This window comes from Synechococcus sp. CBW1107 (genome assembly GCF_015841355.1).
GTDB lineage: Bacteria > Cyanobacteriota > Cyanobacteriia > PCC-6307 > Cyanobiaceae > Regnicoccus_A.
The window spans coordinates 874094-897581 of sequence record NZ_CP064908.1 but is presented as its reverse complement, the minus strand read 5'-3'; the positions used below and the strand labels follow the sequence as shown (position 1 = coordinate 897581).

The 23488-nt window shown below is 71.1% G+C and carries 32 protein-coding genes; 18 read left to right on the top strand and 14 right to left on the bottom strand.

Going from position 1 to position 23488, the window contains the following annotated elements; all coding sequences use genetic code 11:
- The first annotated feature begins 90 nt into the window (after positions 1 to 90).
- The 7 genes from I1E95_RS04835 (at position 91) to I1E95_RS04805 (ending at position 2774) form a co-directional block, all read left to right on the top strand.
- Positions 91 to 315, top strand: a complete 225-nt coding sequence (locus tag I1E95_RS04835; protein ID WP_197165937.1) for an AbrB/MazE/SpoVT family DNA-binding domain-containing protein — start codon at positions 91 to 93, stop codon at positions 313 to 315.
- A 296-nt stretch (positions 316 to 611) separates the two neighbouring features.
- The gene (locus I1E95_RS04830; protein WP_197165936.1) at positions 612 to 857 is read left to right on the top strand and encodes a hypothetical protein; all 246 of its coding nucleotides are present in this window, start codon (positions 612 to 614) and stop codon (positions 855 to 857) included.
- Positions 857 to 1201: a type II toxin-antitoxin system VapC family toxin gene (locus I1E95_RS04825; protein WP_197165935.1), complete on the top strand. Its 345-nt coding sequence runs from the start codon at positions 857 to 859 to the stop codon at positions 1199 to 1201. The genes I1E95_RS04830 and I1E95_RS04825 overlap by 1 nt, the downstream gene beginning before the upstream one ends.
- Positions 1202 to 1244: 43 nt before the next feature.
- Positions 1245 to 1487 carry a ribbon-helix-helix domain-containing protein gene (locus I1E95_RS04820; RefSeq protein WP_197165934.1) on the top strand — a complete coding sequence of 81 codons (243 nt, stop codon included), beginning with the start codon at positions 1245 to 1247 and terminating at the stop codon, positions 1485 to 1487.
- A gap of 15 nt (positions 1488 to 1502) precedes the next feature.
- The gene (locus I1E95_RS04815; RefSeq protein ID WP_197165933.1) at positions 1503 to 1940 is read left to right on the top strand and encodes a TA system VapC family ribonuclease toxin; all 438 of its coding nucleotides are present in this window, start codon (positions 1503 to 1505) and stop codon (positions 1938 to 1940) included.
- A gap of 232 nt (positions 1941 to 2172) precedes the next feature.
- Positions 2173 to 2394 carry a hypothetical protein gene (locus I1E95_RS04810; protein ID WP_197165931.1) on the top strand — a complete coding sequence of 74 codons (222 nt, stop codon included), beginning with the start codon at positions 2173 to 2175 and terminating at the stop codon, positions 2392 to 2394.
- Positions 2391 to 2774, top strand: coding sequence for a type II toxin-antitoxin system VapC family toxin (locus I1E95_RS04805; protein ID WP_197165930.1), 384 nt, complete (start codon positions 2391 to 2393; stop codon positions 2772 to 2774). Before I1E95_RS04810 ends, I1E95_RS04805 begins: the two co-directional genes overlap by 4 nt.
- A 47-nt stretch (positions 2775 to 2821) precedes the next feature.
- Here the strand turns inward: I1E95_RS04805 and I1E95_RS04800 are convergent, their stop codons facing one another.
- From I1E95_RS04800 to I1E95_RS04780, 5 genes are read right to left on the bottom strand one after another with little or no spacing between them, the layout of a single operon-like run.
- Positions 2822 to 2980 carry a hypothetical protein gene (locus tag I1E95_RS04800; protein WP_197165929.1) on the bottom strand — a complete coding sequence of 53 codons (159 nt, stop codon included), beginning with the start codon at positions 2978 to 2980 and terminating at the stop codon, positions 2822 to 2824.
- 23 nt (positions 2981 to 3003) lie between these two features.
- The gene (locus I1E95_RS04795) at positions 3004 to 3231 is read right to left on the bottom strand and encodes a nucleotidyltransferase substrate binding protein (protein WP_197165928.1); all 228 of its coding nucleotides are present in this window, start codon (positions 3229 to 3231) and stop codon (positions 3004 to 3006) included.
- Positions 3141 to 5042, bottom strand: coding sequence for a transglutaminase domain-containing protein (locus I1E95_RS04790; RefSeq protein WP_197165927.1), 1902 nt, complete (start codon positions 5040 to 5042; stop codon positions 3141 to 3143). The genes I1E95_RS04795 and I1E95_RS04790 overlap by 91 nt, the downstream gene beginning before the upstream one ends.
- On the bottom strand, positions 5033 to 5938 hold the full coding sequence (locus tag I1E95_RS04785; RefSeq protein WP_197165925.1) for a hypothetical protein: 906 nt from the start codon (positions 5936 to 5938) through the stop codon (positions 5033 to 5035). Before I1E95_RS04785 ends, I1E95_RS04790 begins: the two co-directional genes overlap by 10 nt.
- The gene (locus I1E95_RS04780; protein ID WP_197165923.1) at positions 5925 to 6836 is read right to left on the bottom strand and encodes a MoxR family ATPase; all 912 of its coding nucleotides are present in this window, start codon (positions 6834 to 6836) and stop codon (positions 5925 to 5927) included. The genes I1E95_RS04785 and I1E95_RS04780 overlap by 14 nt, the downstream gene beginning before the upstream one ends.
- Positions 6837 to 6922: 86 nt before the next feature.
- Between I1E95_RS04780 and I1E95_RS04775 the strand changes: the two genes are divergently transcribed.
- Positions 6923 to 7804, top strand: coding sequence for an ABC transporter permease (locus tag I1E95_RS04775; protein ID WP_197165921.1), 882 nt, complete (start codon positions 6923 to 6925; stop codon positions 7802 to 7804).
- 80 nt (positions 7805 to 7884) lie between these two features.
- Complete coding sequence (locus I1E95_RS04770) at positions 7885 to 8160, top strand: hypothetical protein (protein ID WP_231594873.1); 276 nt, start codon at positions 7885 to 7887, stop codon at positions 8158 to 8160.
- A 30-nt stretch (positions 8161 to 8190) separates the two neighbouring features.
- On the opposite strand, the gene trmH is transcribed toward I1E95_RS04770, so the two are convergent.
- Together trmH and I1E95_RS04760 are read right to left on the bottom strand one after the other, a co-directional pair.
- Positions 8191 to 8880, bottom strand: coding sequence for a tRNA (guanosine(18)-2'-O)-methyltransferase TrmH (gene trmH / locus I1E95_RS04765; RefSeq protein WP_197165919.1), 690 nt, complete (start codon positions 8878 to 8880; stop codon positions 8191 to 8193).
- 20 nt (positions 8881 to 8900) lie between these two features.
- Positions 8901 to 10019: a S1C family serine protease gene (locus I1E95_RS04760; protein ID WP_231594872.1), complete on the bottom strand. Its 1119-nt coding sequence runs from the start codon at positions 10017 to 10019 to the stop codon at positions 8901 to 8903.
- Positions 10020 to 10149: 130 nt separating this feature from the next.
- On the opposite strand from I1E95_RS04760, the gene I1E95_RS04755 reads away from it, so the two are divergent.
- Together I1E95_RS04755 and I1E95_RS04750 are read left to right on the top strand one after the other, a co-directional pair.
- The gene (locus tag I1E95_RS04755) at positions 10150 to 10488 is read left to right on the top strand and encodes an MGMT family protein (protein ID WP_197165916.1); all 339 of its coding nucleotides are present in this window, start codon (positions 10150 to 10152) and stop codon (positions 10486 to 10488) included.
- The gene (locus I1E95_RS04750; RefSeq protein ID WP_197165914.1) at positions 10485 to 11855 is read left to right on the top strand and encodes a 16S rRNA (cytosine(967)-C(5))-methyltransferase; all 1371 of its coding nucleotides are present in this window, start codon (positions 10485 to 10487) and stop codon (positions 11853 to 11855) included. The genes I1E95_RS04755 and I1E95_RS04750 overlap by 4 nt, the downstream gene beginning before the upstream one ends.
- Before the next feature lie 22 nt (positions 11856 to 11877).
- Here I1E95_RS04750 and I1E95_RS04745 read toward each other — a convergent pair whose 3' ends face one another.
- From I1E95_RS04745 to I1E95_RS04735, 3 genes are read right to left on the bottom strand one after another with little or no spacing between them, the layout of a single operon-like run.
- The gene (locus I1E95_RS04745; protein ID WP_197165912.1) at positions 11878 to 14037 is read right to left on the bottom strand and encodes a transglycosylase domain-containing protein; all 2160 of its coding nucleotides are present in this window, start codon (positions 14035 to 14037) and stop codon (positions 11878 to 11880) included.
- 7 nt (positions 14038 to 14044) lie between these two features.
- The gene (gene chlG, locus I1E95_RS04740) at positions 14045 to 14971 is read right to left on the bottom strand and encodes a chlorophyll synthase ChlG (RefSeq protein WP_231594952.1); all 927 of its coding nucleotides are present in this window, start codon (positions 14969 to 14971) and stop codon (positions 14045 to 14047) included.
- A 58-nt stretch (positions 14972 to 15029) separates the two neighbouring features.
- Positions 15030 to 15263 carry a DUF2862 domain-containing protein gene (locus I1E95_RS04735; protein ID WP_197165903.1) on the bottom strand — a complete coding sequence of 78 codons (234 nt, stop codon included), beginning with the start codon at positions 15261 to 15263 and terminating at the stop codon, positions 15030 to 15032.
- Positions 15264 to 15308: 45 nt separating this feature from the next.
- Between I1E95_RS04735 and hisF the strand changes: the two genes are divergently transcribed.
- The 3 genes from hisF to ubiE are packed head-to-tail and all read left to right on the top strand — an operon-like array spanning position 15309 to position 17267.
- The gene (gene hisF / locus I1E95_RS04730; RefSeq protein WP_197165901.1) at positions 15309 to 16142 is read left to right on the top strand and encodes an imidazole glycerol phosphate synthase subunit HisF; all 834 of its coding nucleotides are present in this window, start codon (positions 15309 to 15311) and stop codon (positions 16140 to 16142) included.
- A 42-nt stretch (positions 16143 to 16184) separates the two neighbouring features.
- Positions 16185 to 16529: a hypothetical protein gene (locus I1E95_RS04725; protein ID WP_231594871.1), complete on the top strand. Its 345-nt coding sequence runs from the start codon at positions 16185 to 16187 to the stop codon at positions 16527 to 16529.
- Positions 16530 to 16553: 24 nt separating this feature from the next.
- Complete coding sequence (ubiE, locus tag I1E95_RS04720; protein WP_197165899.1) at positions 16554 to 17267, top strand: bifunctional demethylmenaquinone methyltransferase/2-methoxy-6-polyprenyl-1,4-benzoquinol methylase UbiE; 714 nt, start codon at positions 16554 to 16556, stop codon at positions 17265 to 17267.
- A gap of 26 nt (positions 17268 to 17293) precedes the next feature.
- On the opposite strand, the gene I1E95_RS04715 is transcribed toward ubiE, so the two are convergent.
- Both I1E95_RS04715 and I1E95_RS04710 read right to left on the bottom strand, forming a co-directional pair.
- Positions 17294 to 18085 carry a hypothetical protein gene (locus tag I1E95_RS04715; protein ID WP_197165897.1) on the bottom strand — a complete coding sequence of 264 codons (792 nt, stop codon included), beginning with the start codon at positions 18083 to 18085 and terminating at the stop codon, positions 17294 to 17296.
- Entirely contained in the window at positions 17976 to 19259 is a 1284-nt protein-coding gene (locus I1E95_RS04710) for a hypothetical protein (protein WP_197165895.1), read from the bottom strand. The genes I1E95_RS04715 and I1E95_RS04710 overlap by 110 nt, the downstream gene beginning before the upstream one ends.
- A gap of 112 nt (positions 19260 to 19371) precedes the next feature.
- Between I1E95_RS04710 and I1E95_RS04705 the strand changes: the two genes are divergently transcribed.
- Positions 19372 to 19515 (top strand): hypothetical protein, encoded by a 144-nt coding sequence (locus I1E95_RS04705; protein WP_197165894.1) that lies wholly within the window; start codon positions 19372 to 19374, stop codon positions 19513 to 19515.
- A gap of 20 nt (positions 19516 to 19535) precedes the next feature.
- Here I1E95_RS04705 and I1E95_RS04700 read toward each other — a convergent pair whose 3' ends face one another.
- Entirely contained in the window at positions 19536 to 19823 is a 288-nt protein-coding gene (locus I1E95_RS04700) for a hypothetical protein (protein WP_197165892.1), read from the bottom strand.
- Positions 19824 to 20054: 231 nt separating this feature from the next.
- Between I1E95_RS04700 and glyQ the strand changes: the two genes are divergently transcribed.
- The 3 genes from glyQ to I1E95_RS04685 are packed head-to-tail and all read left to right on the top strand — an operon-like array spanning position 20055 to position 23273.
- Positions 20055 to 20963, top strand: coding sequence for a glycine--tRNA ligase subunit alpha (gene glyQ / locus I1E95_RS04695; RefSeq protein WP_197165890.1), 909 nt, complete (start codon positions 20055 to 20057; stop codon positions 20961 to 20963).
- Positions 20964 to 20973: 10 nt separating this feature from the next.
- Complete coding sequence (locus I1E95_RS04690; RefSeq protein WP_197165888.1) at positions 20974 to 21153, top strand: hypothetical protein; 180 nt, start codon at positions 20974 to 20976, stop codon at positions 21151 to 21153.
- A 50-nt stretch (positions 21154 to 21203) separates the two neighbouring features.
- On the top strand, positions 21204 to 23273 hold the full coding sequence (locus I1E95_RS04685; protein ID WP_197165886.1) for a ComEC/Rec2 family competence protein: 2070 nt from the start codon (positions 21204 to 21206) through the stop codon (positions 23271 to 23273).
- 56 nt (positions 23274 to 23329) lie between these two features.
- On the opposite strand, the gene I1E95_RS04680 is transcribed toward I1E95_RS04685, so the two are convergent.
- Positions 23330 to 23461, bottom strand: coding sequence for a hypothetical protein (locus I1E95_RS04680; protein ID WP_197165882.1), 132 nt, complete (start codon positions 23459 to 23461; stop codon positions 23330 to 23332).
- Positions 23462 to 23488 lie beyond the last annotated feature (27 nt).

The window sequence follows — 23488 nt, the reverse complement described above, 5'->3', positions numbered from 1 at the left end:
AGCCACATCCACAGCTCGGGCCTGGCGGACTGATCCAGCCCTGCCTTAAGTAAGGAATCCTTGTTTCCGGGGGATGGCCCGGTTGCTGCCTTGGTCCTGGCTAAGCGCACCAGCAAGAACCAGCTGACCTTGCCCAAGGCTGTGGTGGAGGCTGTCGGTGTTGCCGACGACTACGACGTCGCCTGCGAGAACGGTCGCATCGTGCTCACACCCGTGCACCCTGAGGCTGCCGCTATGGTGCGGAGGCGCCTGGCGGAGTTGGGGATCACGGAATCAGCTGTGGCAGACGCCGTGGCCTGGGCTCGCCAGGAGTGATCCGCGTTGTTCTTGACACCAACGTGCAGGTGTCGGCGCTGCTGTTCGAGAACGGCCGGCTGCTGGGGGATGTGCTCCCCTGGTGTGAAACCAACCCTGGCCGCCGCCCATTCAGAGCTCGAACCCGCTGGCCTCGACTCGGCCTTCAGCCCAGCTTCCGAGACCGAGGTGGGCCGGCTGATGGAAGCCTGATCGGCCCCCCATTGCGCCTGAGTGGCGGCAGCACAGGCCTTCATGGTGCATGCAATCTGCATGTACCAAGAGGTAGTTTTTGATCATTCGCTGCGCCAGGCTCCATGCCCTCCCTGCAGATTCGCGACCTGCCGGAGCCCTTGCACCTCCTGTTGCAGCGCCGAGCCCGCCTGCATAAGCGCAGTCTCAGCCAGCAAGCCCTGGCGGATCTGGAGGTGCTGGCCGGTGGCGACCCGCGGCAGCGCCGCCAGCAGGCCCTGGAGCGAATCGAACAACGCTGGCAGCAGCGCCCGGCCCTGCACTGGCCCGAGGCGCCGGAAGATCTGATCCGTGCCGATCGCGTCCGCTGATGGCGGCCACCTGTGTGCTGGATGCCTCAGCGGTGCTGCGGGTGATCACCCATGACCCGATGGGCGCCGCCTGGGCTCGGCGCCTGCAGGAAGCGCCCCTGGTGCTGGCGCCGGAGCTGATGCTCACCGAGGTGGCCAACGCCCTCAGGAGGCTTCAGCGCGCCGGCAGCCTGGCTGGGCTGGATCCGCAGTTGCTGCTCACCGATGCCCGCGATCTGGTGGACCAGATCGAGCCTGATCGCCATCTGCAGGTGGAAGCCCTGGCCCTGGCACGGCGGGAAGCCGCCGACTTGCTCACGGGGGATCAACGCCTGCAGCGGCTTGCGGCTCAGGTGCTCCCCTGACCTGGACACGAGCCAATCGATGCGCTGATGCTATGGTGCGTTGATGCGCACCACGCTGGATATCGAGGACGACGTGCTGGCCGCGGCCAAAGAGTTGGCCCGGAGGCAAGGGCTCTCAGCCGGCAAGGTCGTCTCCCAGCTCTTGCGATCCGCCTTGTCAGGCGGGATGGAGAAGGCGGAGGCTGGATCCACTGTGGTGGCGGGGTTCCGCCCATTCCAGGAGGCCAGTCCGAAACTGGTCACCAACGATCAGATCGACCAGCTGCGTGATCAGGATGGCCTCTGATGTTGGCACTCCTTGATGCGTGCCCTGCTTGACATCAACGTGATCATCGCCCTTCTGGACCGTGGCCATGTGATGCACGGGGCCGCTCGACGCTGGATGGAGCAAGAGCTCGGCCATGGCTGGGCCACCTGCCCAATCACTGAAAACGGCGTGGTGCGGATCATGTCGCAGCCTGCCTATCCCAATCATCGCCCTGTCGCTCAGGTGGCCGATCGCCTGGCGGAAGCGTGTAACCATTCCAGCCACGCATTCTGGCCCGAGACGATCAGCCTGTTGGAACCCGGCCTGATCCGCTGGGAGCGACTGCTGGGCCCCCGCCAGATCACCGACAGTTATCTGCTGGCACTTGCCGTGACGCACGGCGGCCGATTCGTGAGCTTTGATCAGCGCATCGGCTTGGATCTTGTGCCCAAGGCCAGTACCGAACATCTTGCGATGATCGAAAGTCCTTGATCGCGGCCTGGCACTCCTGCCTCAGCGCGTCGATCTGACACAGCAGTTGGTCGCGCGGCACCGGAGGTGGAAGGGGCCCTTCTTCCTATTGATTCCCGGCCGACGGCAGAGCCGCTCCAGGCCGGGGGCCGGTGGAGCCATGTCCCAACGCTATTTGTGGCCAGGTCAGATGATTGCTAGCGTGATAGCGGCTTGCTCTAGGCTTGCTTATGGCTAGCAAGCGATTGGCGCCATGCGAACCCTTTACCTTCGCAATGTTCCCGACGACGCCGTGCAGCGCCTGGAGCGCCTTGCCGCCCTGGCGGGCCTGCCGGTAAGTGTCTTTGCCGTGCGGGAGCTGATCGAGGCGTCGCGTCGTGCCGACAACGCCTCCCTCCTCGACGCTCTGCCCGACCTGCCCGTGCCCACCTCGGCCATCACCGAAGCCCTGGCGGCTGGGCGGCAGGAACGGTGATCGTAGCTGATGCGTCGGCCGTGGTGGCGGCGCTGGTGCATGAGGGCCCGGCCCGGCGGGTGCTGGCCACGGCTGTCATTCACGCGCCCCATCTGCTGGATGTGGAGGTGGTGTCGGTGCTCAGGCGCCTCAATCTGGCCGGCACCCTGGCTGCGGGCGATGTCGAGAACTGTCTTGCGGCCTTCCAGGCCATGGGCATCCGGCGCAGTGGCCATCGTCCCTTGCTGGCGAGGGTCTGGCTGTTGCGCCACAACCTCAGCGCCTGCGACGCCACCTATGTGTCGCTGGCCGAGGCCCTCGGCTGCCCACTGCTCACGGCCGATCGTCGTCTGGCTGCTGCCCCAGGCCCCGAGTGCCCCATCCAGCTCCTGCCTGGCTGACCATCAGCGGGCAGGACCCGCCGCCCTGGATCCGTGATCCTCGGCGTCTATGTCGTTGGCGGCAGGGGCGAGGGGGTTGGTCTCGACGCACGGCTCAGCAGGCACCGTCCCACCCGCTCCACATGGGCGCGCAGATCCTCGTTCAGGTGGGCTTCCAGCGAAAGATCCACCTGCCAGGGCAGCAGCAGATCATCGATCGCCTCCATGGGCAACCCAGGCACCGGTTGTGTTACGGCAGGCGCTTCTCGAGCGTGGTGCGCAGCTGATCGGCCAGGCCTTCACTTCGCAGCAGATCACGGAGGGTGTTCCACCCCAGCTCGAGGGTGGTCTCGAACGCCTTGATCAGGCCCTGCTCCTCACGTTCGTTCAGGGCTGGCGGTTCGAAAAACCCTTCCAGCTGCTCCAGGGCCCTGCAATAGTTCGAGAACCGCTGCTGCCAGCGCCCATCTGCTTCCATGGCTGAACGGTGAGAGTGGTTCTGCGCCGAAGGCGTCGCGCCGCCCGTGCGAGCCGCGCCCGGCTGTTGCTTCCCCCAGCCTCCGGCGGTGCGAAGCGCAGGCTCTGGTAGCTCGCCGCCAGCTCCGCCAGTCCCGCCGCCAGCTCCGGGCGCTCTGCCCCGGCCCGCCGGCAGAAGTGCTCCAGGCTTTCGCCCGCCTCCGGCTCCAGGCCGCCGCGTCGCAGGGGCATCAGCGCCCACTCCAGTCGTCGCCGCACCGGGTCGCCGCCATGCCGCTGCAGCGCCGCCAGCAGGGCCAGACCGCCGGCCAGGGCCAGCCCCACCGCCAGCAGCAGCAGCAGCCCCAGCCACTCGCGCCGCTCGCCCAGCAGCCGCTGCAGCAAGGTCTCCTGCTCGGCGCGATCGAAGCCCAGCCACCAGCGGCTCCAGGCCACATCCAGCCCCCACCACTGCCGCTGCCCCCAGGTCCACCAGCTGGTGCGGGCCGCCGCGGCCGCCGTCACGGCACCGCCGCCGCCCCCCGCCCAGGTGGTGGGATCCACCCGCCGCCAGCCTTCCCCTGGCAGCCACACCTCGCTCCAGGCATGGGCGTTGCTCTGGCGCACATCGAGGAACGGGCTGCCGCTCAGCGGCTCCACCCAGGTGCCGCCCAGGTAGCCGCTCACCGCCCGCGCCGGCACCCCCGCCGCTCGCATCAGGGCCGTGTAGGCGCTGGCGTAGTGCCCGCAGAAGCCCTCCCGCCGCTCGAACAGGAACGCATCCAGGCCGGCGGTTTCGGGCAGGGCTCCGGGGTTGAGGGTGTAGCGGAAGGGCTGGCCGCGGAACCAGCGCTCCGCCGCCGCCAGCCGCGCCTCGGCGCTCGGCAGCGCCGCCCAGCTCTGGCCCAGGGTCTCCAGCCGCGGCTGCCGGCCCGCGGGGAAGGCCAGATCCACCGGAGCGGGCGGCAGCTGTCGCCAGCTGCCGGTCATCTCCTTCCCCGCCAGGCGGTAGGTGCGCCGCTCGGCCGCCGCCTGCCGCAACAGCAGCTCGCCGCTCCGGTGCAGCCGCAGGGCCCCGTCACCGCCAGCCGGCGCCCGCGAGGTTCCGTCCCACGGCACCGCCGTGAACCGGCTCGGCTCCATCAGCCACAGCTGCGTGGCCGGCCCCGCGGCCGGCGGCAGCGGGATCGTGTCACCCTCCAGCCGCCGCTCGCCCCGTTGCCAGCTGCGGCCATCGAAGCGCTCGTGCACCAGCACCCGCCAGTAGCGCTCCGCCGGCGGCGGCGGACCCCCCGCCGCGAAGGCCAGCCGTGCCGCCGGCGCGTCGTTCGTGGCCAGCCGCGCGATCCCGCCCGGATCCAGGTCGGCGCTCAGACCCGTCTGGGCCACCCGGTCATCCGGCGCCGGCAGCGGAACGAGCGGATCCAGCCGCGGCGCCAGCACCAGCAGCAGCAGTGCCATCGGCAGCGCCGCCAGGGCCACCTGCAGGCTGCGGCTGAGCAGGGCCCGGGCGTTCAGCCCCGCATCCAGCTCCAGCGCCAGCAGCCCCGCCAGCGCCGCGATCGTGGCGGCCCCCTGCAGCAGCGTCGGCCCCAGCTCCGGCCGCTGCGCCGCCAGCAGCCCAGCCACGATCAGCTGCAGCAGCGCCACCAGCCTCCGCTCGCCCAGGCTCCTGGCCTCCAGCAGCTTCAGGGCCGCCAGGCCCAGCATCGCCGCCGTCATCCAGGCCAGGCTGCCCCCCTCCAGTCCCGGCAGGCCCGCCGCCAGCAGCGCCAGCGCCAGACCCTGCCAGCTGCGCCACTGGCGCCAGTGGCGGGCGCCCCTCAGCGCCACAGGGCCAGCGCCTCCAGGCAGCGGTCGCGGTGCCCCATCCCCCGGCCTTCCGCCAGCACTAGCCCGCCGGCCACCAGCCCCCAGGCCTGGCCTTCGCGCTGGCAGCGCCAGATCCGCTCGCTCAGGTGTTCCAGCGCCTGCTCCAGCGGCAGCGTCGCCGCCACCGTCAGCAACGGGGCCGGTTCTGCGTCGGAGCGGAAGGTCTTGGTGTGCCGGCCCCGTCCGGCCGCCAGCAGCTTCCAGGCCAGCCGCCCCTGGCTGTCCTCGGGCCGGTGGGGCCGCACGTCGTGCCAGTCGGCGCTGCCCGTGGCGGCGGCCACCGCCGTGGCCTCGGCCCCCGGCGTCTGCCGCCCTACCTCGGCCACCGGGCCCGCCACCCGTGCCGGCCACACCAGCTGCGCCACCGGTGGATCCCAGCGGGTCCAGCAGACGAACAGCCCCAGGGGCGCCGTGGTGCGGATCCCCAGCCGGCCCGGCTGCTGCCGCCCCCGCCGGCTGGCCCGCCATGGCACGCTCAGCCCGTGTTCCCCCGCCGTCAGGGCCCCGGGCCGGCTGATCGGCCCCTCCCCGAAGCGCAGCTCCAGCCCCTCACAGCGGCCCCGGCAGCGCAGCTGGAGCGGGTAGGCCAGCAGGTCGTCGGCGAAGCCCGGTGCCGGCTGGCCGCAGCGCAGCTCCAGCCCCATCAGGTTGAAGTGGGTGAGGTGCAGCGCCAGCAGCAGCAGCGCCAGCATCAGGAAACTCAGCAGCAGCGGACCGTTGCGCTGCAGCTGGATGCCCACCACCTGCAGCAGTCCCGCCCCCGCCAGCCACAGCCAGCCGAAGCGCGTCGGCACGATGTAGAGCGTGCGCAGCCCCAGCCGCACCCGCTCCCCCCGCAGCGGCTCACCGAAGTCCATCCACCCCGCGCCGCAGCTCCCGGCTCAGTTCGCCCGGCTCGTTGCGGGGCTGGCCCCCGTCCAGCCGGTGCTCGCACACCGGCGTCAGCACCGCCTGCACGTCGTCGGGGAGCACGTGGTCGCGGCCCTCCAGCAGCGACCAGGCCCGGGCCGCCGCCAGCAGCCCCAGCCCCGCCCGCGGCGACAGCGGCATCCCGCCCATCCCGCTGACGCGGCTGCGGGCCAGCAGATCGAGCACGTAGTCGATCAGGGCTTCGCTGCAGTGCTGGCCGGCCGCCTGCCGCTGCAGGGCCAGCAGATCCGCCGGTCCCAGGCCGGTGGCGATCGTGTCGGGATGGCCGCCCGCTCCCGTGAGCAGCGCCTGCTCCGCCGCCCGCTCCGGAAACCCCAGGCTCAGGCGCATGAGGAAGCGGTCGAGCTGCGATTCCGGCAGCGGTGCCGTGCCGCCCTGATCCAGACCGTTCTGGGTGGCGATCACCAGGAACGGATCCGGCAGCGGGTGGCTGGTGCCGTCCACGCTCACCCGTCCTGCCGCCATCGCCTCCAGCAGGGCGCTCTGGGTGCGGGGGCTGGCCCGGTTGATCTCATCGGCCAGCAGCACCTCGCTGAACAGGGGGCCGGGGTGGAAGCGGAAGCCGGCGCTGGCCGGCTCGAACACGTTGATGCCGGTGAGGTCGGCCGGCAGCAGATCGCTGGTGAAGCTCACCCGCTTGAAGCCCAGACCGAAGCTGCGGGCCAGCGCCTCCGCCAGCGTGCTCTTGCCCACCCCCGGCAGGTCCTCGATCAGCAGATGGCCGCGGGCGAGCAGGCAGGCCAGCGCCAGCTTCACCGCCCGCTCCTTGCCCAGCAGCACACCCCCGATCGCCGCGATCACCGGTTGGAGGGGGGAGCGCGTCAAGGGGCCGGCTCTCGCGGGACGTCACCGCGCTCACCCTAAGGACCGCAGCCGCTGCCCCAGACTGGCCACGCCGAGGCTCGCCGCCGATGACCACCCAGCCGAGCTCCGGGCTTCTGCGCCGTTGGCGGCCCACCGACCTCTCCGGTCGCATGGCCCGCTGGGGGCTCGTGATCGTGCTGGTCTACGGGCTGATCGCCCTGCTCACGCCGCTGCTGATCCACCTGGGCCTGCTGGCCGACCCCAACAGCGGCCTGGAGAATCCGATCTACGCCACCCCGTCGCTGCAGCACTGGTGCGGCACCGACCGGCTCGGGCGCGACGTCTGCGTGCGCACCCTCTCCGGCGCCGGCGTGGCGCTGCAGGTGGTGCTGCTGGCGCTGGTGGTGGCCCTGGTGATCGGCGTGCCCCTGGGGATGCTCAGCGGCTACCTCGGCGGCTGGTTCGACCGGGTGCTGGTGCTGCTGATGGACACCCTCTACACCCTGCCGGTGCTGCTGCTCTCGGTGGTGCTGGCCTTCCTGCTGGGCCGGGGCCTGCCCAATGCCGCCGCCGCCCTCTGCGTGGTGTACATCCCCCAGTACTTCCGGGTGGTGCGCAACCAGACCGCCCAGGTGAAGGCCGAGCTCTACATCGATGCCGCCCGCACCCTCGGGGCCGGACCGCTCTGGATCCTGCGCCGGTATCTCTTCCGCAACGTGATCACCTCGGTGCCGGTGCTGCTCACCCTCAACGCCGCCGATGCGGTGCTGGTGCTCGGGGGCCTCGGCTTCCTCGGCCTCGGCCTGCCGGAAACCATCCCCGAGTGGGGCGGCGACCTCCAGCAGGCCCTCACCGCCGTGCCCACCGGCATCTGGTGGACCGCCCTCTACCCCGGTCTGGCCATGTTCGTGCTGGTGCTGGGGCTCTCATTCCTGGGGGAAGGGCTGGAGGCCTGGGTGAGTGGCGGCGATGGGGGGCGCGGGGCCTAGGCCTGGGGTTGGTTCGCTCGGCCTGTCCGTATTCGGACTCAGCGGCTGCGCCGGACCCTCCAGCCGTGTAAGACAGGGGAGTGGTCTTCGTTGCCTCGATGCCCCCCTGGCTCACCCTCCTGCTGCTGGCGTTCTCCGTGTTGCTCTGGCTGCTGGGCAGCGCCAACGGCGACGACGTCATCGGCCTGCTCGAGCGCCTGCTGGCCCTCGGTGCGCTGGCGGTGGTGCTGCTGGTGGCGCGGCCGCTGGCGCTGGAGATCCTTGGCGTGGGCGTCGCCCTCTGGCTGCCCCGGGCCTACAACGGCCAGGCGGCCGTGCCGCTGGCCAGCCGCGACGACGTGCTGATCCCCTTCTGAGCCGCCGCCAGACGTTCGCCGCCGCCGGCCTCAGCAGCGCAGCTTCAGGCTGCGGGGCAGCTCCTCGCTGATCTCCCCCTCGGCCGTGAGCGCAGGATAGGGGCGCCCCTGGCGCCGGCACCACTCCGCCACCTGCGGGTAGGCCCACTCGAACAGCAGCCCGTCGCGGGCCCCGGGCGGCAGCCCTTCACCGGCCTCGGGCACCAGACCCGCCGCCTGCCGCTGCCGCAGCGCCTCGAACAGCAGCACCGCCGCCGCCACCGACACATTCAGCGACTGCACCATGCCGCCGGTGGGGATGAACAGGGCCTGATCCACCATCGCCGCCGCCGCTTCGCTCAGGCCCCACTTCTCCGCCCCCAGCAGGAAGGCCGTGGGGCCGCGGAAGTCGCACTGGCGGTAGTCCACGGCCTCGGTGCCCAGCTGGGTGCCGTAGAGCCGGAAGCCCCGCTGCTTCAGCTGGCCCAGCACCTCCTCCACCCGCTCGTGGGGGCGCAGCGGCACCCACTTCTGGCTGCCCTGGGCGGTGCTGTTGAAGGTGCGCGGTCGGCCCTTGAGGCTCACCACATGGGCCTCCAGCACCCCCACCGCATCGCAGCTACGCAGGATCGCCGAGAGGTTGTGAGGCTTGTCCACCGCCTCCAGCACCACCGTGAGATCGGCCATGCGCCGGTCGAGCACGGCGCGGATCCGCTCGAAGCGGCGGGGCAGCAGGGGCATGGGCGCGGTGCGGGCTGCGCTCAGTTCAGCACCGGATCCAGCCCGGGGATGAAGGCGAGGCTGTCGCCGCTGCTGCGCACCGCCACACCCCCCTCGAAGCGGCGGAAGGTGCCCTCATCGTTGCGAGCCCGGCCGCCCTCGTCCTCGGCGCGGATCGCCACGCGCCCGTCGCGGAAGAAGGCATAGGCGTTGCGGGAGCCATCGGCCCAGGCCAGGTCGTAGAGGGTGCCGCCGTTGCGGCCGCTCACGCGGTTGATGCGGCAGGGGATCTGCTCCTCCTCACCGCCCGCGGCGCGGAACAGGCAGACCGTGTCGTCGTCGCTGTCGGTCTCAGGGCCACGAGCGGTCTCGGGCCCGCGGGCGGTCTCTGATTGGCCCTTCGCCGGCAGCTGCGCCAGGAACTCGCGCACCACCTGCGACGACACCGCGAAGTTCAGCCCCTCGCTGTCGCCGAACTTGAAGGTGGCGATCCCGGCCACGCAGTTGCCCGCATCCAGCACCGGCCCGCCGGAGTTGCCCGGGTTCACCGCCGCATCGATCTGCAGGATCTGGTCGTTGCCGCGCAGGCTGCTCACCACACCGCGGCTGAGGCTGAACTCCAGGCCCTTCGGGGCACCGATCACGAACACCTCCTGGCCCACCGCCGACGACTGATCGCGCATGCGCAGCACCTTGCCGCGCTGGCCTTCCACCGCCAGCAGCGCCAGGTCGCTGGTGGGTGCCTCGCCCGATCCGCGCGCCACCACCCGGGCCCGGTCGCTGCTGCCGTCCACCCACTTCAGCCGCACCACCTCGCTGCCGTCCACCACGTGGGCATTGGTGGCCAGATAGGTCATGCCGTTCTGCTGGGCCACCACGAAGGCGCTGCCCAGGCCGCTGCCCGTTGACACCACCGCCACCCCGTCCCGGGCCGAGCGGAACACCTCCTCGGCGCTCTGGCGGCCCGCGGCGCAGGAGCTGGGCTCGATCGCCTCCGCCCTGGCGGCCGGTGCGGGCAGCGTGGCGGCCGCGACTCTCGCCGACGGCGCCTCGGCGGTGGCGCGCACCAGGCCGCAGCCCGAGAGCGTCAGGGCGAGGCCGGCGGCCCCCAGCTTCAGCCCCCAGGCGCTGCGGCTGATTCTGCTGTTGCTGTGCATCATGGTGGCCCGTGAAGGGGGCTCGAAGGGAGTTGTGACTCCGTTCTATGGCCGTGATCGGTCCGCTCCGATCGGCCGTCCGCCAGGGCTGATGACAGGATCTTCCCGCCGCTCCCTCCGGTCAGCCCTTGTCATGGTTGATGGCACTCCGGGCTTCGATCAGCGGGTGTGGGAGGCCGTGATGCTTGTTCCCGCCGGCCGGCTCGCCACCTACGGCCAGATCGCCGAGTGGATCGGCGCCTACGGCTGCGCCCGCCAGGTGGGCTGGGCCCTGCGTCGCCTGCCCCTGCCCTCGGAGGTCCCCTGGCACCGGATCGTCAATGCCCGCGGCTGCATCAGCCTCAGCCCCTCCCGCGAAGGCAGCGACTGGATGCAGCGGCAGCTGCTGATCGGTGAGGGCATTCCGGTGGATGAGCAGGGCCGTCTGCCGCTGCGGCGCTATCTCTGGAGACCGCCGCCCCCCGCCGTTTGAGCGCCACCTCAGCCGCCCCAGCCACGCCGTCCCCGGACCCCGCCGCGATCGGGCTGGAGGCCCGGCGCGTGGCCTGGCGCGTGCTGCAGGCCGTTGCGGCCGGCGCCTACACCGACCTCGCCCTGGAACGGGAGCTGCGCCGTTCCCCCCTGGCGCCCGCCGATCGCGGCCTGGCCACGGAGCTGGCCTGCGGCGCCATCCGCCAGCGGGCCCTGCTCGATGGCTGGATCGATGCCCTCGGCAAGGTGAGCGCCGAGCGTCAGCCGCCGCCGCTGCGCTGGTTGCTGCACCTCGGCCTCTACCAGCTGCTGTTCACGGCCCGGGTGCCGGCCTCGGCGGCGGTGAGCACCACCGTCGAGATCGCCAAGCGTGATGGCCTGGCCCGGCTGGCGCCGGTGGTGAACGGCCTGCTGCGGGCCTGCCTGCGCCGGCGGCAGCCCCTGGCCGCCGGCGCCGCCCCCTGGGAGCCCCTCCCTGTTCCCGCTGATCCCGCCGCCTCCCTGGCCCTGCGCGGCTCCCTGCCCCCCTGGCTGGCCGCCGGGCTGCTGGAGTGGCTGCCGCCGGAAGGGGCCGAGGCCTTCGCCCTGGCGGCCAACCAGCCCCCCGCCCTGGATCTGCGCGTGAACCACCTGCGCGTCAGCCGCGAGCAGGTGATCGAGGCCCTCGCCGCCGCCGGCGTCAGCGCCGAACCCCTGCCCGGCCTGCCCTGGGGTCTCAGCCTCGGGGGCCGCAGCGGTGATCTGCGCTCCCTGCCCGGCTACGCCGACGGTCACTGGAGTGTCCAGGACCGCACGGCCCAGACGATCGCCCCCCTGCTCGATCCCCAGCCCGGGGAGCGGCTGCTCGATGCCTGCGCCGCCCCCGGCGGCAAGAGCACCCACCTGGCGGAGCTGATCGGTGATGCCGGCACCGTGGTGGCGGTCGACCGCTCCGAAGGCCGCCTGCGCCGCCTGCGCGACAACGCCCGCCGTCTGGGCCTGAGCGCGATCGAGCCGCTCACCGCCGATGCCGCCGTTCCCGGAGCCATCGGCGGCCTGCCCTTCGATCGCATCCTGCTCGATGCCCCCTGCTCGGGCCTGGGCACCCTGGCCCGCCACCCCGATGCCCGCTGGCGCATGACGCCGGCCGGCATCAGCGAGCTGGTGGCCCTGCAGCGCAGCCTGCTGGAGGCGATGCTGCCGCTGCTGGCTCCCGCCGGCCGGCTGGTGTACGCCACCTGCACCGTGCACCCCGGCGAGAACAGTGCCCTGATCGCTGGCTTCCTGGCGGAGCATGCCGGCTGGCGGCTGCTCTCCCAGCAGCAGCACTGGCCGGCGCCCCAGGCTGGCGACGGGTTCTATGCGGCGGTGCTGCAATCCCCGGGCTGAGCCGGGGGAGCGCGGCGCGGGGTCAGGGAACGGGCGGCGGCGGCACCGGTGGTGGCGCCACGGGCGGTGGGGCCACCGGTGGCGGGGCCACCGGGAAGGAGGGGTTCACCGGCGGCGGCACCGGGGGTGGTGCCTGGCGGGCCGGTGTGGGCTCGGGGCCGGGAGCCGAGTCGCGGCCGGAGCCCCTGGACGGCTGGCTCGGGGTCGGTGCTTCCGGCAGTTCGGGCAGGGGAGGCAGGTCGCGGCCGGGCTCGCTCGGCGGTGGCGCCGCGGACGGCTCCTGCCGGTCGCGCTCTTCGCCGGGGGTGGGCAGGTTGCTGGGCCGCCCCGGCTGGAAGGTGGACTTGGCCTGTTTGGTGGGTTTGAACGTGCCGGTCAGCACCGGCTTGGGCGGGAACTGCCGCACCGGCAGGTCCTTCACCACCACCGCCATGTAGCGGCCCCAGGCCGCGGCGGCCGAACCGCTGTCACTGCCGGTCTTGCGGTTGTTGTCGTAGCCCAGCCAGATGCCGGTGGTGAGCTGGGGGATGCCGCCGATGAACCAGAGGTCGCGGGCCCCCTCCGAGGTGCCCGTCTTGCCCGCCACGGGGCGGCCGGGCAGGGAGGCGGCGCCGCCGGTGCCGCCGGTCACCACCCGCTGCAGCATCCACACCATGGCGTCGGCGAAAGTGCTGTCCACCGCCCGCCGACCCTTGTCGCCATCCACCCGGCGGCTCCAGAGCAGCTCACCGTTGGGACCGCTGATCTCCTCGAACGGTGTCGCCGGCACGAACACACCCCGGTTGATCACCGCCGCGTAGGCCGTGGTCATGTCCAGCACGGTCTGCTCGTAGGCGCCGAGGGCCATCGGGTAGAAGCGCCCCAGCTCCCGCGTGATGCCCAGGCTCTGGGCCGTGGCGATCACCTTGTCGAAGCCCACCTGCTGGAGCAGGCTCACCGCCACGGTGTTGAGCGAGTTCTGCAGCGCCGTGGCCAGCGACACCCGTCCCAGGTAGCGGTCGCCGAAGTTCTTGGGGCAGTACCCCGCGAAGCAGCGCTTGGCGTCCACCACCGTGTCCTCCGGCTTCATGCCGGCCTTCAGGGCGGACAGATAGACAAACAGCTTGAAGGTGGAGCCGGGTGAGCGCAGGGCCTGGGTGGCGCGGTTGAACTGGCTCTTGTTGAAGTCCTTGCCGCCCACCATCGCCCGCACCAGGCCGGTGCCGGGCTCCACGGTCACCAGGGCCCCCTCCATGCCGCCGTAGGCGCTGGCATCGATGACCTTCTGGGCCTCCTCCTGCCAGGCCAGGTTGAGGCTGCTGCGGATCGTCAGACCCCCCACTTCCAGCTGCTCGGCGCTCAGCACCTTGGGCAGCTCCTGGGCCACCCAGCCGGTGAAGAACGGGGCGCGGCTGTTCCAGTACTTCGGCAGGGCGGGCTTCAGCTCCAGCGGCGTGGCCCTGGCCTCCGCCAGCTCCCCGGAGTCGATGAAGCCGGCCTGGGCCATCCGCTCCAGCACCACGCCGCGGCGCTGCAGAGCCAGCTCAGGGTTCACCAGCGGTGAATACACCGAGGGCGCCGGCGGCAGCCCCGCGATCAGCGCCGCCTCCGGCAGGGTCAGCTGGTCGGGGGTCTTGGAGAAGTAGATCCAGGCCGCATCGGCCACGCCGTAGGCGCTGGAGCCCAGATACACGTAGTTGAGGTACTGCTCGAGGATCTGCTGCTTGCTCAGCTGCCTCTCCAGCTTTCCGGCCAGGGCGGCTTCCTTCAGCTTGCGGATCAGGGTGCGGTCCTGGCTGAGGAACACCGTTCGCGCCAGCTGCTGGGTGATCGTGCTCGCCCCCTCCTCCACCGAGCCCCGGCTCAGGTTGCGCACCATCGCCCGCATGATGCCGGTGGGGTCGACACCGCCGTGCTGGTAGAAGCGGCGGTCCTCGGCGGCGATGAAGGCCTCCTTCACCAGCTCCGGCATCTGGCCGCTGGGCACCTTGTCGCGCGTGGCCGGACCCAGCTTCTGCAGCACCTCCCCATCGGCCGAGAGGATCGTCACCGTGCCCGGTCGGTTGAAGGTGCTGATCCGGCGCGCGTCGGGCAGCAGGCTGTCCACCCCCCTCACCAGGGTGTACACCCCCAGAGCCGTGGCGCCTCCCGCGGCCACGGCGAAGGCCGCGACCAGAAGCAAGCGCAGCCGGCGGTTGCTCACAGCTCCCTCACATCACCACGGTCAGGTTGCTGTGACCGATCGCCAGAGCCGTGACCAGCATCCCCAGCACCAGGAAGGGCTGGGCGCTCGCCTGATATTTCACATCGAAGGCCACCGGATCCCGCAGCAGCCAGATGTCCTGGAAGGTGATCTGGGGAACGATCAGCAGCACCAGCAGTACCGCCGCGAAGTTCTGGCCGATGGCGATCAGCACCGCCACCATCGCCAGCTGGAACAGGTCGATCATGCCGGCGCTGATCCAGCTGGCCCGCTGGATGCCGAACACCACCGGCAGGCTCTGCAGCCCCAGGGCCCGGTCGCCCTCCACGCTCTTGAAATCGTTCACCACCGCGATGCCCAGGCCGGCCAGGCTGTAGGCGAGGGTGAGCAGGGCCGTGGTCCAGGTGAGCCGGCCGAAGAGGGCCTGACCCGCCCACCAGGGCAGGGCGATGTAGCTGGCGCCGAGGGCGTAGTTGCCCAGCCAGCCGTTCTGCTTCAGCTTCAGCGGCGGCGCCGAGTAGATGAAGCTCACGAAGGAGCCCCCCAGGGCCAGGAGCAGCAGCACCGGCGTGCGATGGCCGGCCCAGAGATCCAGGCCCCAGGCCACGGCCAGGCCCGCGATCAGCAGCACCCAGATCTGAAGCTTCACCTGGGGCAGGCTGATGGCGCCCGAGGGAATCGGCCGGTAGGGCTCGTTGATCGCGTCGATCTCGCGGTCGTAGTAGTCGTTGATCGTCTGGGTGTAGCCGGCCAGCAGCGGGCCGCTCATCATCATGCAGGCCAGTGACGCGCTCACCTCGGGCAGTGTCCAGTGGAAGTTGCCCGAAGCCGCCGCGCCGCAGATCACACCCCAGATCAGGGGGATCCAGGTGACGGGCTTCATCAGCTGCAGCCGCAGCTTCCAGAGGGAACTGGTGCCGCTGGCACCCTTCATGCCGAGCAGCTGGCGGGCGCCGCCGCCGTTGGTGCTGGGTTCTGGAGCGTCGCTCAAGTCAGACCGCGGCGATTTCGTCGTCGAAGAACCAGCCGGTGCTGCCGTTGGACAGCTCCACCACCACGCCGATGCCGCTGCCGTCGGTCATCTTGAAGTCGCGGACGGTGCCGGTGGCATCGCTCTGCAGGGTTTCGACCAGCTCGGCGGGGATCTGATCACGCACCCGCGTGATCCGCACCTTCGAACCGATCTTCACGGCACTCGAGGGGCCTGAGGTGGCAGCCTGGGACATGACCGGCGCGACTGGATCGGGTGGCGCAACCTTAACAGCGAGACCATGGTGGCCCGGCGCATCATTCCCTGCCTCGACGTGGCCGACGGCCGGGTGGTCAAGGGCGTCAATTTCGTCGGCCTGCGCGATGCCGGTGATCCCGTGGAGCTCGCCTGCCGCTACGACGCCGCCGGCGCCGATGAGCTGGTCTTCCTCGACATCGCCGCCAGCCACCAGGGCCGCCGCACCCTGGTGGATCTGGTGCGCCGCACCGCCGAGGCCGTCACCATCCCCTTCACCGTGGGCGGCGGCATCAGTGCCGTGGAGGGCATCACCGAGCTGCTGCGCGCCGGGGCCGACAAGGTGAGCCTCAACTCCTCGGCGGTGGCGCGGCCGGAGCTGATCGGCGAGGGCGCCCGTCGCTTCGGCTGCCAGTGCATCGTCGTGGCGATCGATGCCCGCCGCCGCACCGATGGCTCCGGCTGGGATGTCTACGTCAAGGGAGGGCGCCAGAACACCGGCCTGGATGCCGTGGCCTGGGCGCGGCGGGCGGTGGCCCTCGGCTCCGGGGAGATCCTGCTCACGTCCATGGATGGCGACGGCACCCAGGCCGGCTACGACCTGGAGCTCACCCGCGCCGTGGCCGAGGCGGTGGAGGTGCCGGTGATCGCCTCCGGCGGCGCCGGCAGCATCGATCACATCGCCGCCGCCCTCCTTGAGGGCAGGGCGGCGGCGGCGCTGCTGGCCTCCCTGCTCCACGACGGTGTGCTCACGGTGCAGGAGATCAAGACGGATCTGCTGGGGCGGGGGCTGGAGCTGCGGCCGCTGGAGGCGGAGTCGCTGGCCCTGGCCGCTGCGGGCCAGGGCCCCACGGCGGGCCGCAAGCTGTCGTTACATTGATTTGCACGCCTTTACGTAGGCTCTCCACCGCATTCCCTCGCCGTGCCGGCCCTGCAGCCGCCTATCTCCACCGCCATCGGCCTGCTGATGGTGGCGCTCGTGGTGGCCTTGGTGGCGTGGGCACTGCAACTGATGCAATCGGCCAACGACCGCCGCGACTTCTCGCTGATGCTCGCCGGCTGCATGGTCTGCTCCGCCGCCGTGGGACTCGCCACCGTGATGGTGCTCACCCTCACCGGCCCCAACCGGCTGGCGATCCGCGCCATCGGCTTTCCCCAGCCCACTGAGGAGCCCGGGATCAGCCTCGATGCGGTCAACCTGCCCTGGGATGCCCCACTCGATTGCCTGCTGGAGCCCAGTCGCTGCCCCGACCTGCGATCGTCCTGAGCGTCCCCCGCTCTTCTCCCGCCGTTGAAGCCCGGTGATCCCCAGGCGGTGCGCGAGCTCTTCGAGGCCATCGCCCCCCGCTACGACCAGCTCAACGACTGGCTCTCCCTCGGGCTGCATCGCCTCTGGAAGCGCCAGGCGGTTCTCTGGCTGCGCCCGGGGCCCGGCCAGCACCTGATCGATCTCTGCTGCGGCACCGGCGATCTGGCCCTGGTGCTGGCCGGCAAGGTGCGCCCCGGCGGGCAGGTGCTCGGTCTCGATGCCGCCGCCGCTCCCCTGCAGGTGGCGGCCGCCCGGGCGGCGCGCCAGCCCTGGCTGCCGCTGCAGTGGCGTCAGGGGGATGCCCTCGCCACCGGGCTGCCCTCCGAGTCCTTCGATGGGGCGGTGATGGCCTACGGCCTGCGCAACCTGGCCGATCCGGCCGCGGCCCTCAGCGAGCTGCGTCGGTTGCTGCGCCCGGGCGGACGGGCGGCGGTGCTGGATTTCAACCGTCCGGATCCCGGCAGCCCGGCCGGGGCCGCGGCGGCGGCTTTCCAGCGCCTCTACCTGCGCCGGATCGTGGTGCCCACCGCCCGGCTGTTCGATCTGCCCGAGCAGTACGCCTACCTGGAGGCGAGCCTGCAGCGCTTTCCCAGCGCCGCCGCCCAGGTGGAGCTGGCCCGCGCCGCCGGCTTCAGAACCGCCCGCCACCGCAGCCTGGCCGGCGGCCAGATGGGCCTGCTGCAGCTGCTGGCCTGAGCGGTCCCCCGGGCCTGGGCCCCGCCTCAGGGGGAGAGGAAGGCCAGGTCGTGCTCGGGCGGGGCGAACATGGCTTCGAGCAGCTCGCGGCGGGCCGGATCGAGTCCGTCGAGCGGGCCCGCCTCTCCCGTGGCCTCGCGCCGCATCCGGCCCAGCAGATCGCCGATCTCCTGGTTCAGCTCCTCGCCGTAGGTGAACGCCTCCGGCGTCTCGATCCGGGCCGCCACCGTGTCCCGGATCCGGCTCGTGCGCTCCACCAGGGTCTGCCAGGCCAGGTCCTTCGGGTCCGCGCCGGCCGGTGCGGGCTCCTCCAGCCCGTGCACTCGCCGGTAGGCCGCCAGGTAGGTGTCGAGGAAGGGCAGATACCTGTCCTTGTGGCGCATGTCGTTGAAGAACACCCGCCAGGGGGAATTGATCCAGGCCCTGCGCTGCTCGGGCTCGCGCAGACCGGCGCGGATCACGAAGGCGTAGGGGAGCACGAAGTGGTCGAAATTGGTATGGATCCGATCGATCAGCTGCGCCACCCCCTCCACCGCGTACTCCCCCTTCAGGCGGTACTTGAGGGCGTTGTTGGGGAAGGCGTAATAGAAGAGCAGGTCCGCCAGCGTGCGGCAGTCTTCCGGCCGGTGATCGATGCCCACCAGCCGGGCCACGTCGTCGGTGTAAAAGCCGTAATAGACGAGGTGGTCGTGGCCCGTGGGAGGGGCCTCACCGTAGTAATGGCGGTTGTAGGCGGCGATCCGCTCCTCCAGATTGCCGGTGATGCGCTGCCGGAACGCCTCGTTGACGATCAGCTTGTGCACCAGCAGGCTCTGCATCTCGGCGATGTTGGCCAGGCCGCCGGTGTAGGGCCGGGTGAGCCCGAGACAGTGGATGCGCTGCAGGTCCTTGGATGCGCTGCAGGTCCTTGGGCAGCACCCCCATGAAGTTGTCGCGGTAGCGGTACGTGTAGGGGGTGGTGCCGTCGATCAGGATCGGCGGCAGCCTCGGCTGCTCCGCATCCCCGCTGAAGCGGTGATCGAAGGGAATCTCCAGGCCGTCGTGATGCACGACCCGGGCCTCCAGGTCCACCGGAGTCTCACGGGGCACCACCACCACGCGGCCGGTGTGGATCCACAGGGCGATGTCGTTGAGCAGGTAGCCCTCCTCGATCGCCTCCTCGAGCCGGTGGCCGAAGCTGGCGCTGTAGGCGTCCACCGGCCAGTACTTGATCGCCACCGAGCCGCTGTGGGGGCTGGCGGCCGCTCCGGCCTTGCGGTTGTCACGAACGATGGCTGGAAACTGGCTGCCCAGCAGGGCCGGATTGTCGGGGGTGAAGGAGGCCTCGTAGAAGCTCGAGTAGAGCTCGTGGGACACATACCTGAGGTTGTGATACTCGAGCTGATCGAGGGTGAAGGCCCTGTCCCCGATCGGCACCACCTTGTCCCTGGGATTGAAGCCGCCGCAGCGGATGATGATCCGGTTACCGCCTGCGATCAGTTTCGAGATCATCAGGTTCACCGAATCTCCGATCATGTCGAACAGGATCGTCTGGCCGGTCACGCTGTAGTCGGTGTCGAGCAGATGCGAGAGCACCTTGCGCTGATAGCCCGTGGCCACCACCACGTTCCGGGCCCGCAGCAACTGCCCTGAGGCGGTGTGCACCAGGCTGTGGGTCTCGAAGTTGTCGATCCGGAGCACCTCATCCCGGATGAGATGGCGGCGATGCTGCTCTCGCCAGCGCTTGTGCATGGCGAAGAACTGCTGGGCGGTCGGGTAGAAGTCGGTCTCGAAGTCCTGAACCAGATCGAAGGAGTAGAAACTGGTCAGATAGCTCGAGACCAGATCGAAATCCAGGCGGCCGCGCTCTTCGAGCCGATCCCAGACGCTCAGTTCTCCAGCGGAGACCACCCGGAAGTCGGTACCGGTGCGCTCCAGCTCACGGATCAGCGGCACCGAGCTGAACCCGAAGCCGATGATCAGAACCTCGAGCTCCAGGCTGGGTTGGGTCATCGTCGGTCACCAGCGTGGGCGGGTGGGGGAGTTGTCGGGGAGCCGGTCCTGAGCCGCCCCCTGCGAGGAGCCCTCCCCCGGTCTGTCGAATGATCCGTCCGGGAGCTGATCCTTGCGGAGCCCGAAATATAACGTCAGCTTTCTCAAGTCCAGTGAGGATCCCGCTGATCCCCGGGCGGTTCTCTGGTGGCGCGCCGGGGTCGGCCACCGAGCCCTGGCCGCCGGGCTGATGGGCCTGCTGGAGCTGGTGGCCTGACGCCTCGCCGGGTCGCGACCTCAGCCGCAGTAGTCCTTCACCCAGGACAGAGCATCGGATTTGCTGAGTCCCTCGAATTCGATGTCGTAGTCGCGGCTGTCACACCATCCATTCACGTAGGAGCCGTCATCCCAGAAGATGCCGATCGACTCCTGGTCCCGGCACACCTTCACGGCATTGCCGCCGTCGTCCCTGTCGAAGCGGCAGTCGCTGTTGCGCCACTCCGCCGCCGAGGCCGGCGCGATCACGGGCATGGACAGCGACGCCAGCACGTAACAGCTGAGCCCCAGGGCCTGGAGTGTCGTCATGGGCGATGTCCGTGCGGATTCTCAGGGTAGTGAGGCCTTCGGGCCCGTCAGCCGTTGTCGTCAAAGCTGCGGTTTGTGCTGCCCTGGGCTGGCCCAGGACCCACCAGTGGGGTTGCTTCTCGCCCTGCAGCACAGTGGTGAGCCCCGGCCCCTGGGCGCCGTCTCCCTTCAGAATCCCTGCCAGCGGGTGTCTGCCCCGCCCACGACTCCCTCCCAGATCCGGTCAGCTCCGTGCACTTCCAGGACATCATCAGCACCCTGAACCGCTTCTGGGCCGATCAGGGTTGCCTGCTGCTGCAGCCCTACGACACCGAGAAAGGCGCCGGCACGATGAGCCCCCACACGGTGCTGCGGGCGATCGGTCCCGAGCCCTGGGCCGTGGCCTATCCGGAACCCTGCCGCCGTCCCACCGACGGCCGCTACGGCGACAACCCCAACCGCGCCCAGCACTATTTCCAGTACCAGGTGCTGATCAAACCGTCTCCGGACGGCATCCAGGAGACCTATCTGGCCTCGCTCGAGGCCCTCGGCATCCGCCAGCGCGAGCACGACATCCGCTTCGTGGAGGACAACTGGGAGTCGCCCACCCTCGGCGCCTGGGGCGTGGGCTGGGAGGTGTGGCTCGATGGCATGGAGGTCACCCAGTTCACCTATTTCCAGCAGTGCGGTGGCCTCGACTGCCGGCCGGTGTCGATCGAGATCACCTATGGACTCGAGCGTCTCGCCATGTACCTCCAGGACGTGGAGAGCATCTGGGATCTGAGCTGGAACGGCCAGCGCAGCTACGGCGATCTCTGGCTGGCCTCCGAGAAGGGCCAGTGCACCTACAACTTCGAGGCCTCCAACCCCGAGCGCCTGCAGCAGCTGTTCGCCCTCTACGAGGCGGAAGCCGGCGACCTGGTGGCGGCGGGCCTGCCCGCCCCGGCCCTTGATTACGTGCTCAAGTGCAGCCACACCTTCAACCTGCTGGAGGCCCGCGGCGTGATCTCGGTCACGGAGCGCACCGCCACCATCGGCCGCATCCGTCACCTGGCGCGCCAGGTGGCCGAGGCCTGGCTGCAGGAGCGCCGCGCCCTGGGCTTCCCCCTGCTGAACGACGACCAGCGCCGCGCCCTGGCAGCGGAACCGGCTCTGGCCTGAGGGCACTCCGATGAAACGCAGCCTGCTGGCGGTGGTGCTGATCGCCGGGAGCTTCCAGGCGGGCCGGCTCACGGAGCGGGCGATCTGGCCCTGCCGGCTGCGGCCCCTGGCGGTCCTGGTGGCTCCGCTGCTGGGTCAGGAGCTGCCCAGCCGCCAGCTCTGTGAACTGATGCTCAGCCTGCCCGGCTGACGACCGGAGGCCCCTGGGCTGGGAACCCTTGCGGGGCTGGTGTTGGTCCCATGCCCTTTCTGGTGGTGTCGCTCGCCCTCGCGGGGCTGGCCCTGGGCACCGTGCCCCTGGCCGCCGCACCCCGGCTGGCCCTCCTGCTCCTGCTGGGCGCCGCCGGCTGGTGGCGGGCGCGGCGGCTGGGGGCACGGCCGCTGCCGGCGCTGGCCCTGCTGGTGATCGCCCCGTCGCTGCTGCTCTGGGCGCTCTGGCGTCAGCCCCATCCTGGTCCCGCCGATCCCGTTCAGCTGTTGCAGGGCCTGGACGGCCGTGAGCTGGTGCTGCGTGGCCAGCTCAGCAGTGATCCCCGCCTGCGCGGCGATTCGGCGGGCTGCTCGGTGCCGCTGCGGCTGGCGGGCGGCAGCACCGAGCTGCAGCTCCAGCCCTGCCCGCCCCTGCGTCAGGGCTGGCTGGTGGAGGCCCATGGAATTCTGCGGCGGCCGGCCTCAGGGCCCCATCCGCTGCTGAGCGGTCCGGCGGAGCGCCTGGCCCGCCGCGGCATCTGGAGCCAGCTGCGCCTGGGGGCCAGCACGGATCTGAAGGTGCTGGCGCGCCCGGCCACCCCCATCGCCGACCTGCGCCGCCGCATGGCCGCCACCCTGATCCGGCAGGGCGGCGAACGCCGGGGAGGGATTCTGGCGGCCCTCGGGCTGGGCAGCGCCGTGGTGCCTCTGCCGGCGGATGTGGCCGCCAGCTTCCGCGCCGCCGGGCTCTCCCATGCCCTGGCGGCCTCCGGCTTCCACCTCTCGGTGCTGCTCGGCGCCGTGATGGCTCTCGGACGGCGGCTGCCGAGGCCCCCCCGCTGCGCCCTGGCCCTTGGGGCCATGCTGCTGTTCCTGCTGCTGGCGGGCCCCCAGCCCTCGGTGGTGCGGGCGGTGCTGATGGGTGGGGTGGCCTTTGCGGTGCTGGAGAGCGGCGGCCGCAGCCGGCCCCTGGGGGTGCTGCTGCTGAGCGTGCTGCTGATGCTGCTGGTGCAGCCCTGGTGGCTGCAGGACGTGGGGTTCCAGCTCTCGGTGGCGGCCACCGCCGGACTGATCCTCACCGCCCGCCCCCTGGAGACGGCCCTGGCCGGGCGTCTGCCGGCCTGGGCGGCGGCGGGGCTGGCGGTGCCCGTGGCCGCCTCGCTCTGGACCCTGCCGCTGCAGTTGCACCACTTCGGCATCGTGCCGTTGTACGCCGTGCCGGCCAACCTGCTGGTGGCCCCCCTGCTCAGCCCGCTCACCCTCGGCGCGATGGCCCTGGCCCTCTCGGCGGTGCTGCTGCCGCCCCTGGTGCCGTTGCTGGCCTGGCCGCTTCTGCCACTGAGCGGCCTGCTGCTGGCCATCACCCGCGCCATCGCGGCCCTGCCGATGGCCCAGTGGCAGCTGGGTCGTCCGCTCCCGGCGCTGGTGCTGCTCTTCGGCCTCTCGCTGCTGCCCTGGTTGTTGCCGGGCGCGGGGGCCTGGCCGCGGCGGCTGGGGGCGGCGGGGCTGGCCCTGGTGCTGGCGGTGCATCTCGCCCTGCTCGGCGGCGATGCGCTGCTGCTGGTGCACCGCTGGAGTGGCGATCTGCTGGTGGCCCGCCACCGGGGCCGCGGCGCCCTGGTCAGTGGCAAGGCCGATGGCCTCAGCTGCTCCGATGCCCGCAAGCTCGCGAGCGGCCTGGGCATGGAGCGCTACGACTGGATCACCCTGCTGGATCCGGTCGCCCCGGACGATCCGGCCTGCTGGAGCGGCCAGACCTCCCTGCTGGTCTCCAGCAGCGCCGGCCAGAACAGCCTGCAGCCGGGTCAGCGCCTGGAGAGCCCCGGCCTCAGCCTGGCTCCCCTCAGCGGCGACAGCCAGGCCCTGGCCCTCGGCATCGGCCGCCACCGCTGGTGGCTGCTGCCGGATCCCCAGTCGCTCGAGGCCTGGAGCCATCAGGGCCCGGCCGGCGGCGAACCGGTGGCGGGGGTGTGGCTGGGCTTCCGTCCCAGCCGCCGCCAGCAGCGGCAGTTGAGCGCGGCTGGTCCCCGGCAGGTGTGGCTCAGCGGCGAAGCCCCCGGGTTGCCCCAGGGCTGGAGTGCCAGCGGGGCGAGCGGATCCCTGCAGGGCGCTCCAGGCTGATGGCTCCGAGCTGATCACCATGTGCCGTTCTCAACGGCGTGTTGCCCAGAGCAGTCCTAATTCTGTTGCTCAATCATCTCCTTGAGCTTTGGATGAATTGTGGTGGCTACGGCAAGCCGTCTGAACCATTGGTGATCTGCGGGGATGATCGACCTGGGTGCGTGGGCTGTGCTCGTGTGGTTGAACATGGCCCCATAGGCAGCCCTGGCGAGTCT

What these genes read in the sequence shown, in the direction of transcription:
- I1E95_RS04830 (WP_197165936.1), top strand. Translation starts at nt 612, where the DNA reads ATGCCCTCCCTGCAGATTCGCGACCTGCCGGAGCCCTTGCACCTCCTG.
- I1E95_RS04825 (WP_197165935.1), top strand. Translation starts at nt 857, where the DNA reads ATGGCGGCCACCTGTGTGCTGGATGCCTCAGCGGTGCTGCGGGTGATC.
- I1E95_RS04820 (WP_197165934.1), top strand. Translation starts at nt 1,245, where the DNA reads ATGCGCACCACGCTGGATATCGAGGACGACGTGCTGGCCGCGGCCAAA.
- I1E95_RS04815 (WP_197165933.1), top strand. Translation starts at nt 1,503, where the DNA reads ATGCGTGCCCTGCTTGACATCAACGTGATCATCGCCCTTCTGGACCGT.
- I1E95_RS04810 (WP_197165931.1), top strand. Translation starts at nt 2,173, where the DNA reads ATGCGAACCCTTTACCTTCGCAATGTTCCCGACGACGCCGTGCAGCGC.
- I1E95_RS04800 (WP_197165929.1), bottom strand. Translation starts at nt 2,980, where the DNA reads ATGGAGGCGATCGATGATCTGCTGCTGCCCTGGCAGGTGGATCTTTCG.
- I1E95_RS04795 (WP_197165928.1), bottom strand. Translation starts at nt 3,231, where the DNA reads ATGGAAGCAGATGGGCGCTGGCAGCAGCGGTTCTCGAACTATTGCAGG.
- I1E95_RS04785 (WP_197165925.1), bottom strand. Translation starts at nt 5,938, where the DNA reads ATGGACTTCGGTGAGCCGCTGCGGGGGGAGCGGGTGCGGCTGGGGCTG.
- I1E95_RS04775 (WP_197165921.1), top strand. Translation starts at nt 6,923, where the DNA reads ATGACCACCCAGCCGAGCTCCGGGCTTCTGCGCCGTTGGCGGCCCACC.
- trmH (WP_197165919.1), bottom strand. Translation starts at nt 8,880, where the DNA reads ATGCCCCTGCTGCCCCGCCGCTTCGAGCGGATCCGCGCCGTGCTCGAC.
- I1E95_RS04760 (WP_231594872.1), bottom strand. Translation starts at nt 10,019, where the DNA reads ATGATGCACAGCAACAGCAGAATCAGCCGCAGCGCCTGGGGGCTGAAG.
- I1E95_RS04755 (WP_197165916.1), top strand. Translation starts at nt 10,150, where the DNA reads ATGGTTGATGGCACTCCGGGCTTCGATCAGCGGGTGTGGGAGGCCGTG.
- chlG (WP_231594952.1), bottom strand. Translation starts at nt 14,971, where the DNA reads ATGAAGGGTGCCAGCGGCACCAGTTCCCTCTGGAAGCTGCGGCTGCAG.
- I1E95_RS04735 (WP_197165903.1), bottom strand. Translation starts at nt 15,263, where the DNA reads ATGTCCCAGGCTGCCACCTCAGGCCCCTCGAGTGCCGTGAAGATCGGT.
- hisF (WP_197165901.1), top strand. Translation starts at nt 15,309, where the DNA reads ATGGTGGCCCGGCGCATCATTCCCTGCCTCGACGTGGCCGACGGCCGG.
- I1E95_RS04715 (WP_197165897.1), bottom strand. Translation starts at nt 18,085, where the DNA reads ATGCAGAGCCTGCTGGTGCACAAGCTGATCGTCAACGAGGCGTTCCGG.
- I1E95_RS04710 (WP_197165895.1), bottom strand. Translation starts at nt 19,259, where the DNA reads ATGACCCAACCCAGCCTGGAGCTCGAGGTTCTGATCATCGGCTTCGGG.
- I1E95_RS04700 (WP_197165892.1), bottom strand. Translation starts at nt 19,823, where the DNA reads ATGACGACACTCCAGGCCCTGGGGCTCAGCTGTTACGTGCTGGCGTCG.
- I1E95_RS04690 (WP_197165888.1), top strand. Translation starts at nt 20,974, where the DNA reads ATGAAACGCAGCCTGCTGGCGGTGGTGCTGATCGCCGGGAGCTTCCAG.
- I1E95_RS04685 (WP_197165886.1), top strand. Translation starts at nt 21,204, where the DNA reads ATGCCCTTTCTGGTGGTGTCGCTCGCCCTCGCGGGGCTGGCCCTGGGC.
- I1E95_RS04680 (WP_197165882.1), bottom strand. Translation starts at nt 23,461, where the DNA reads ATGTTCAACCACACGAGCACAGCCCACGCACCCAGGTCGATCATCCCC.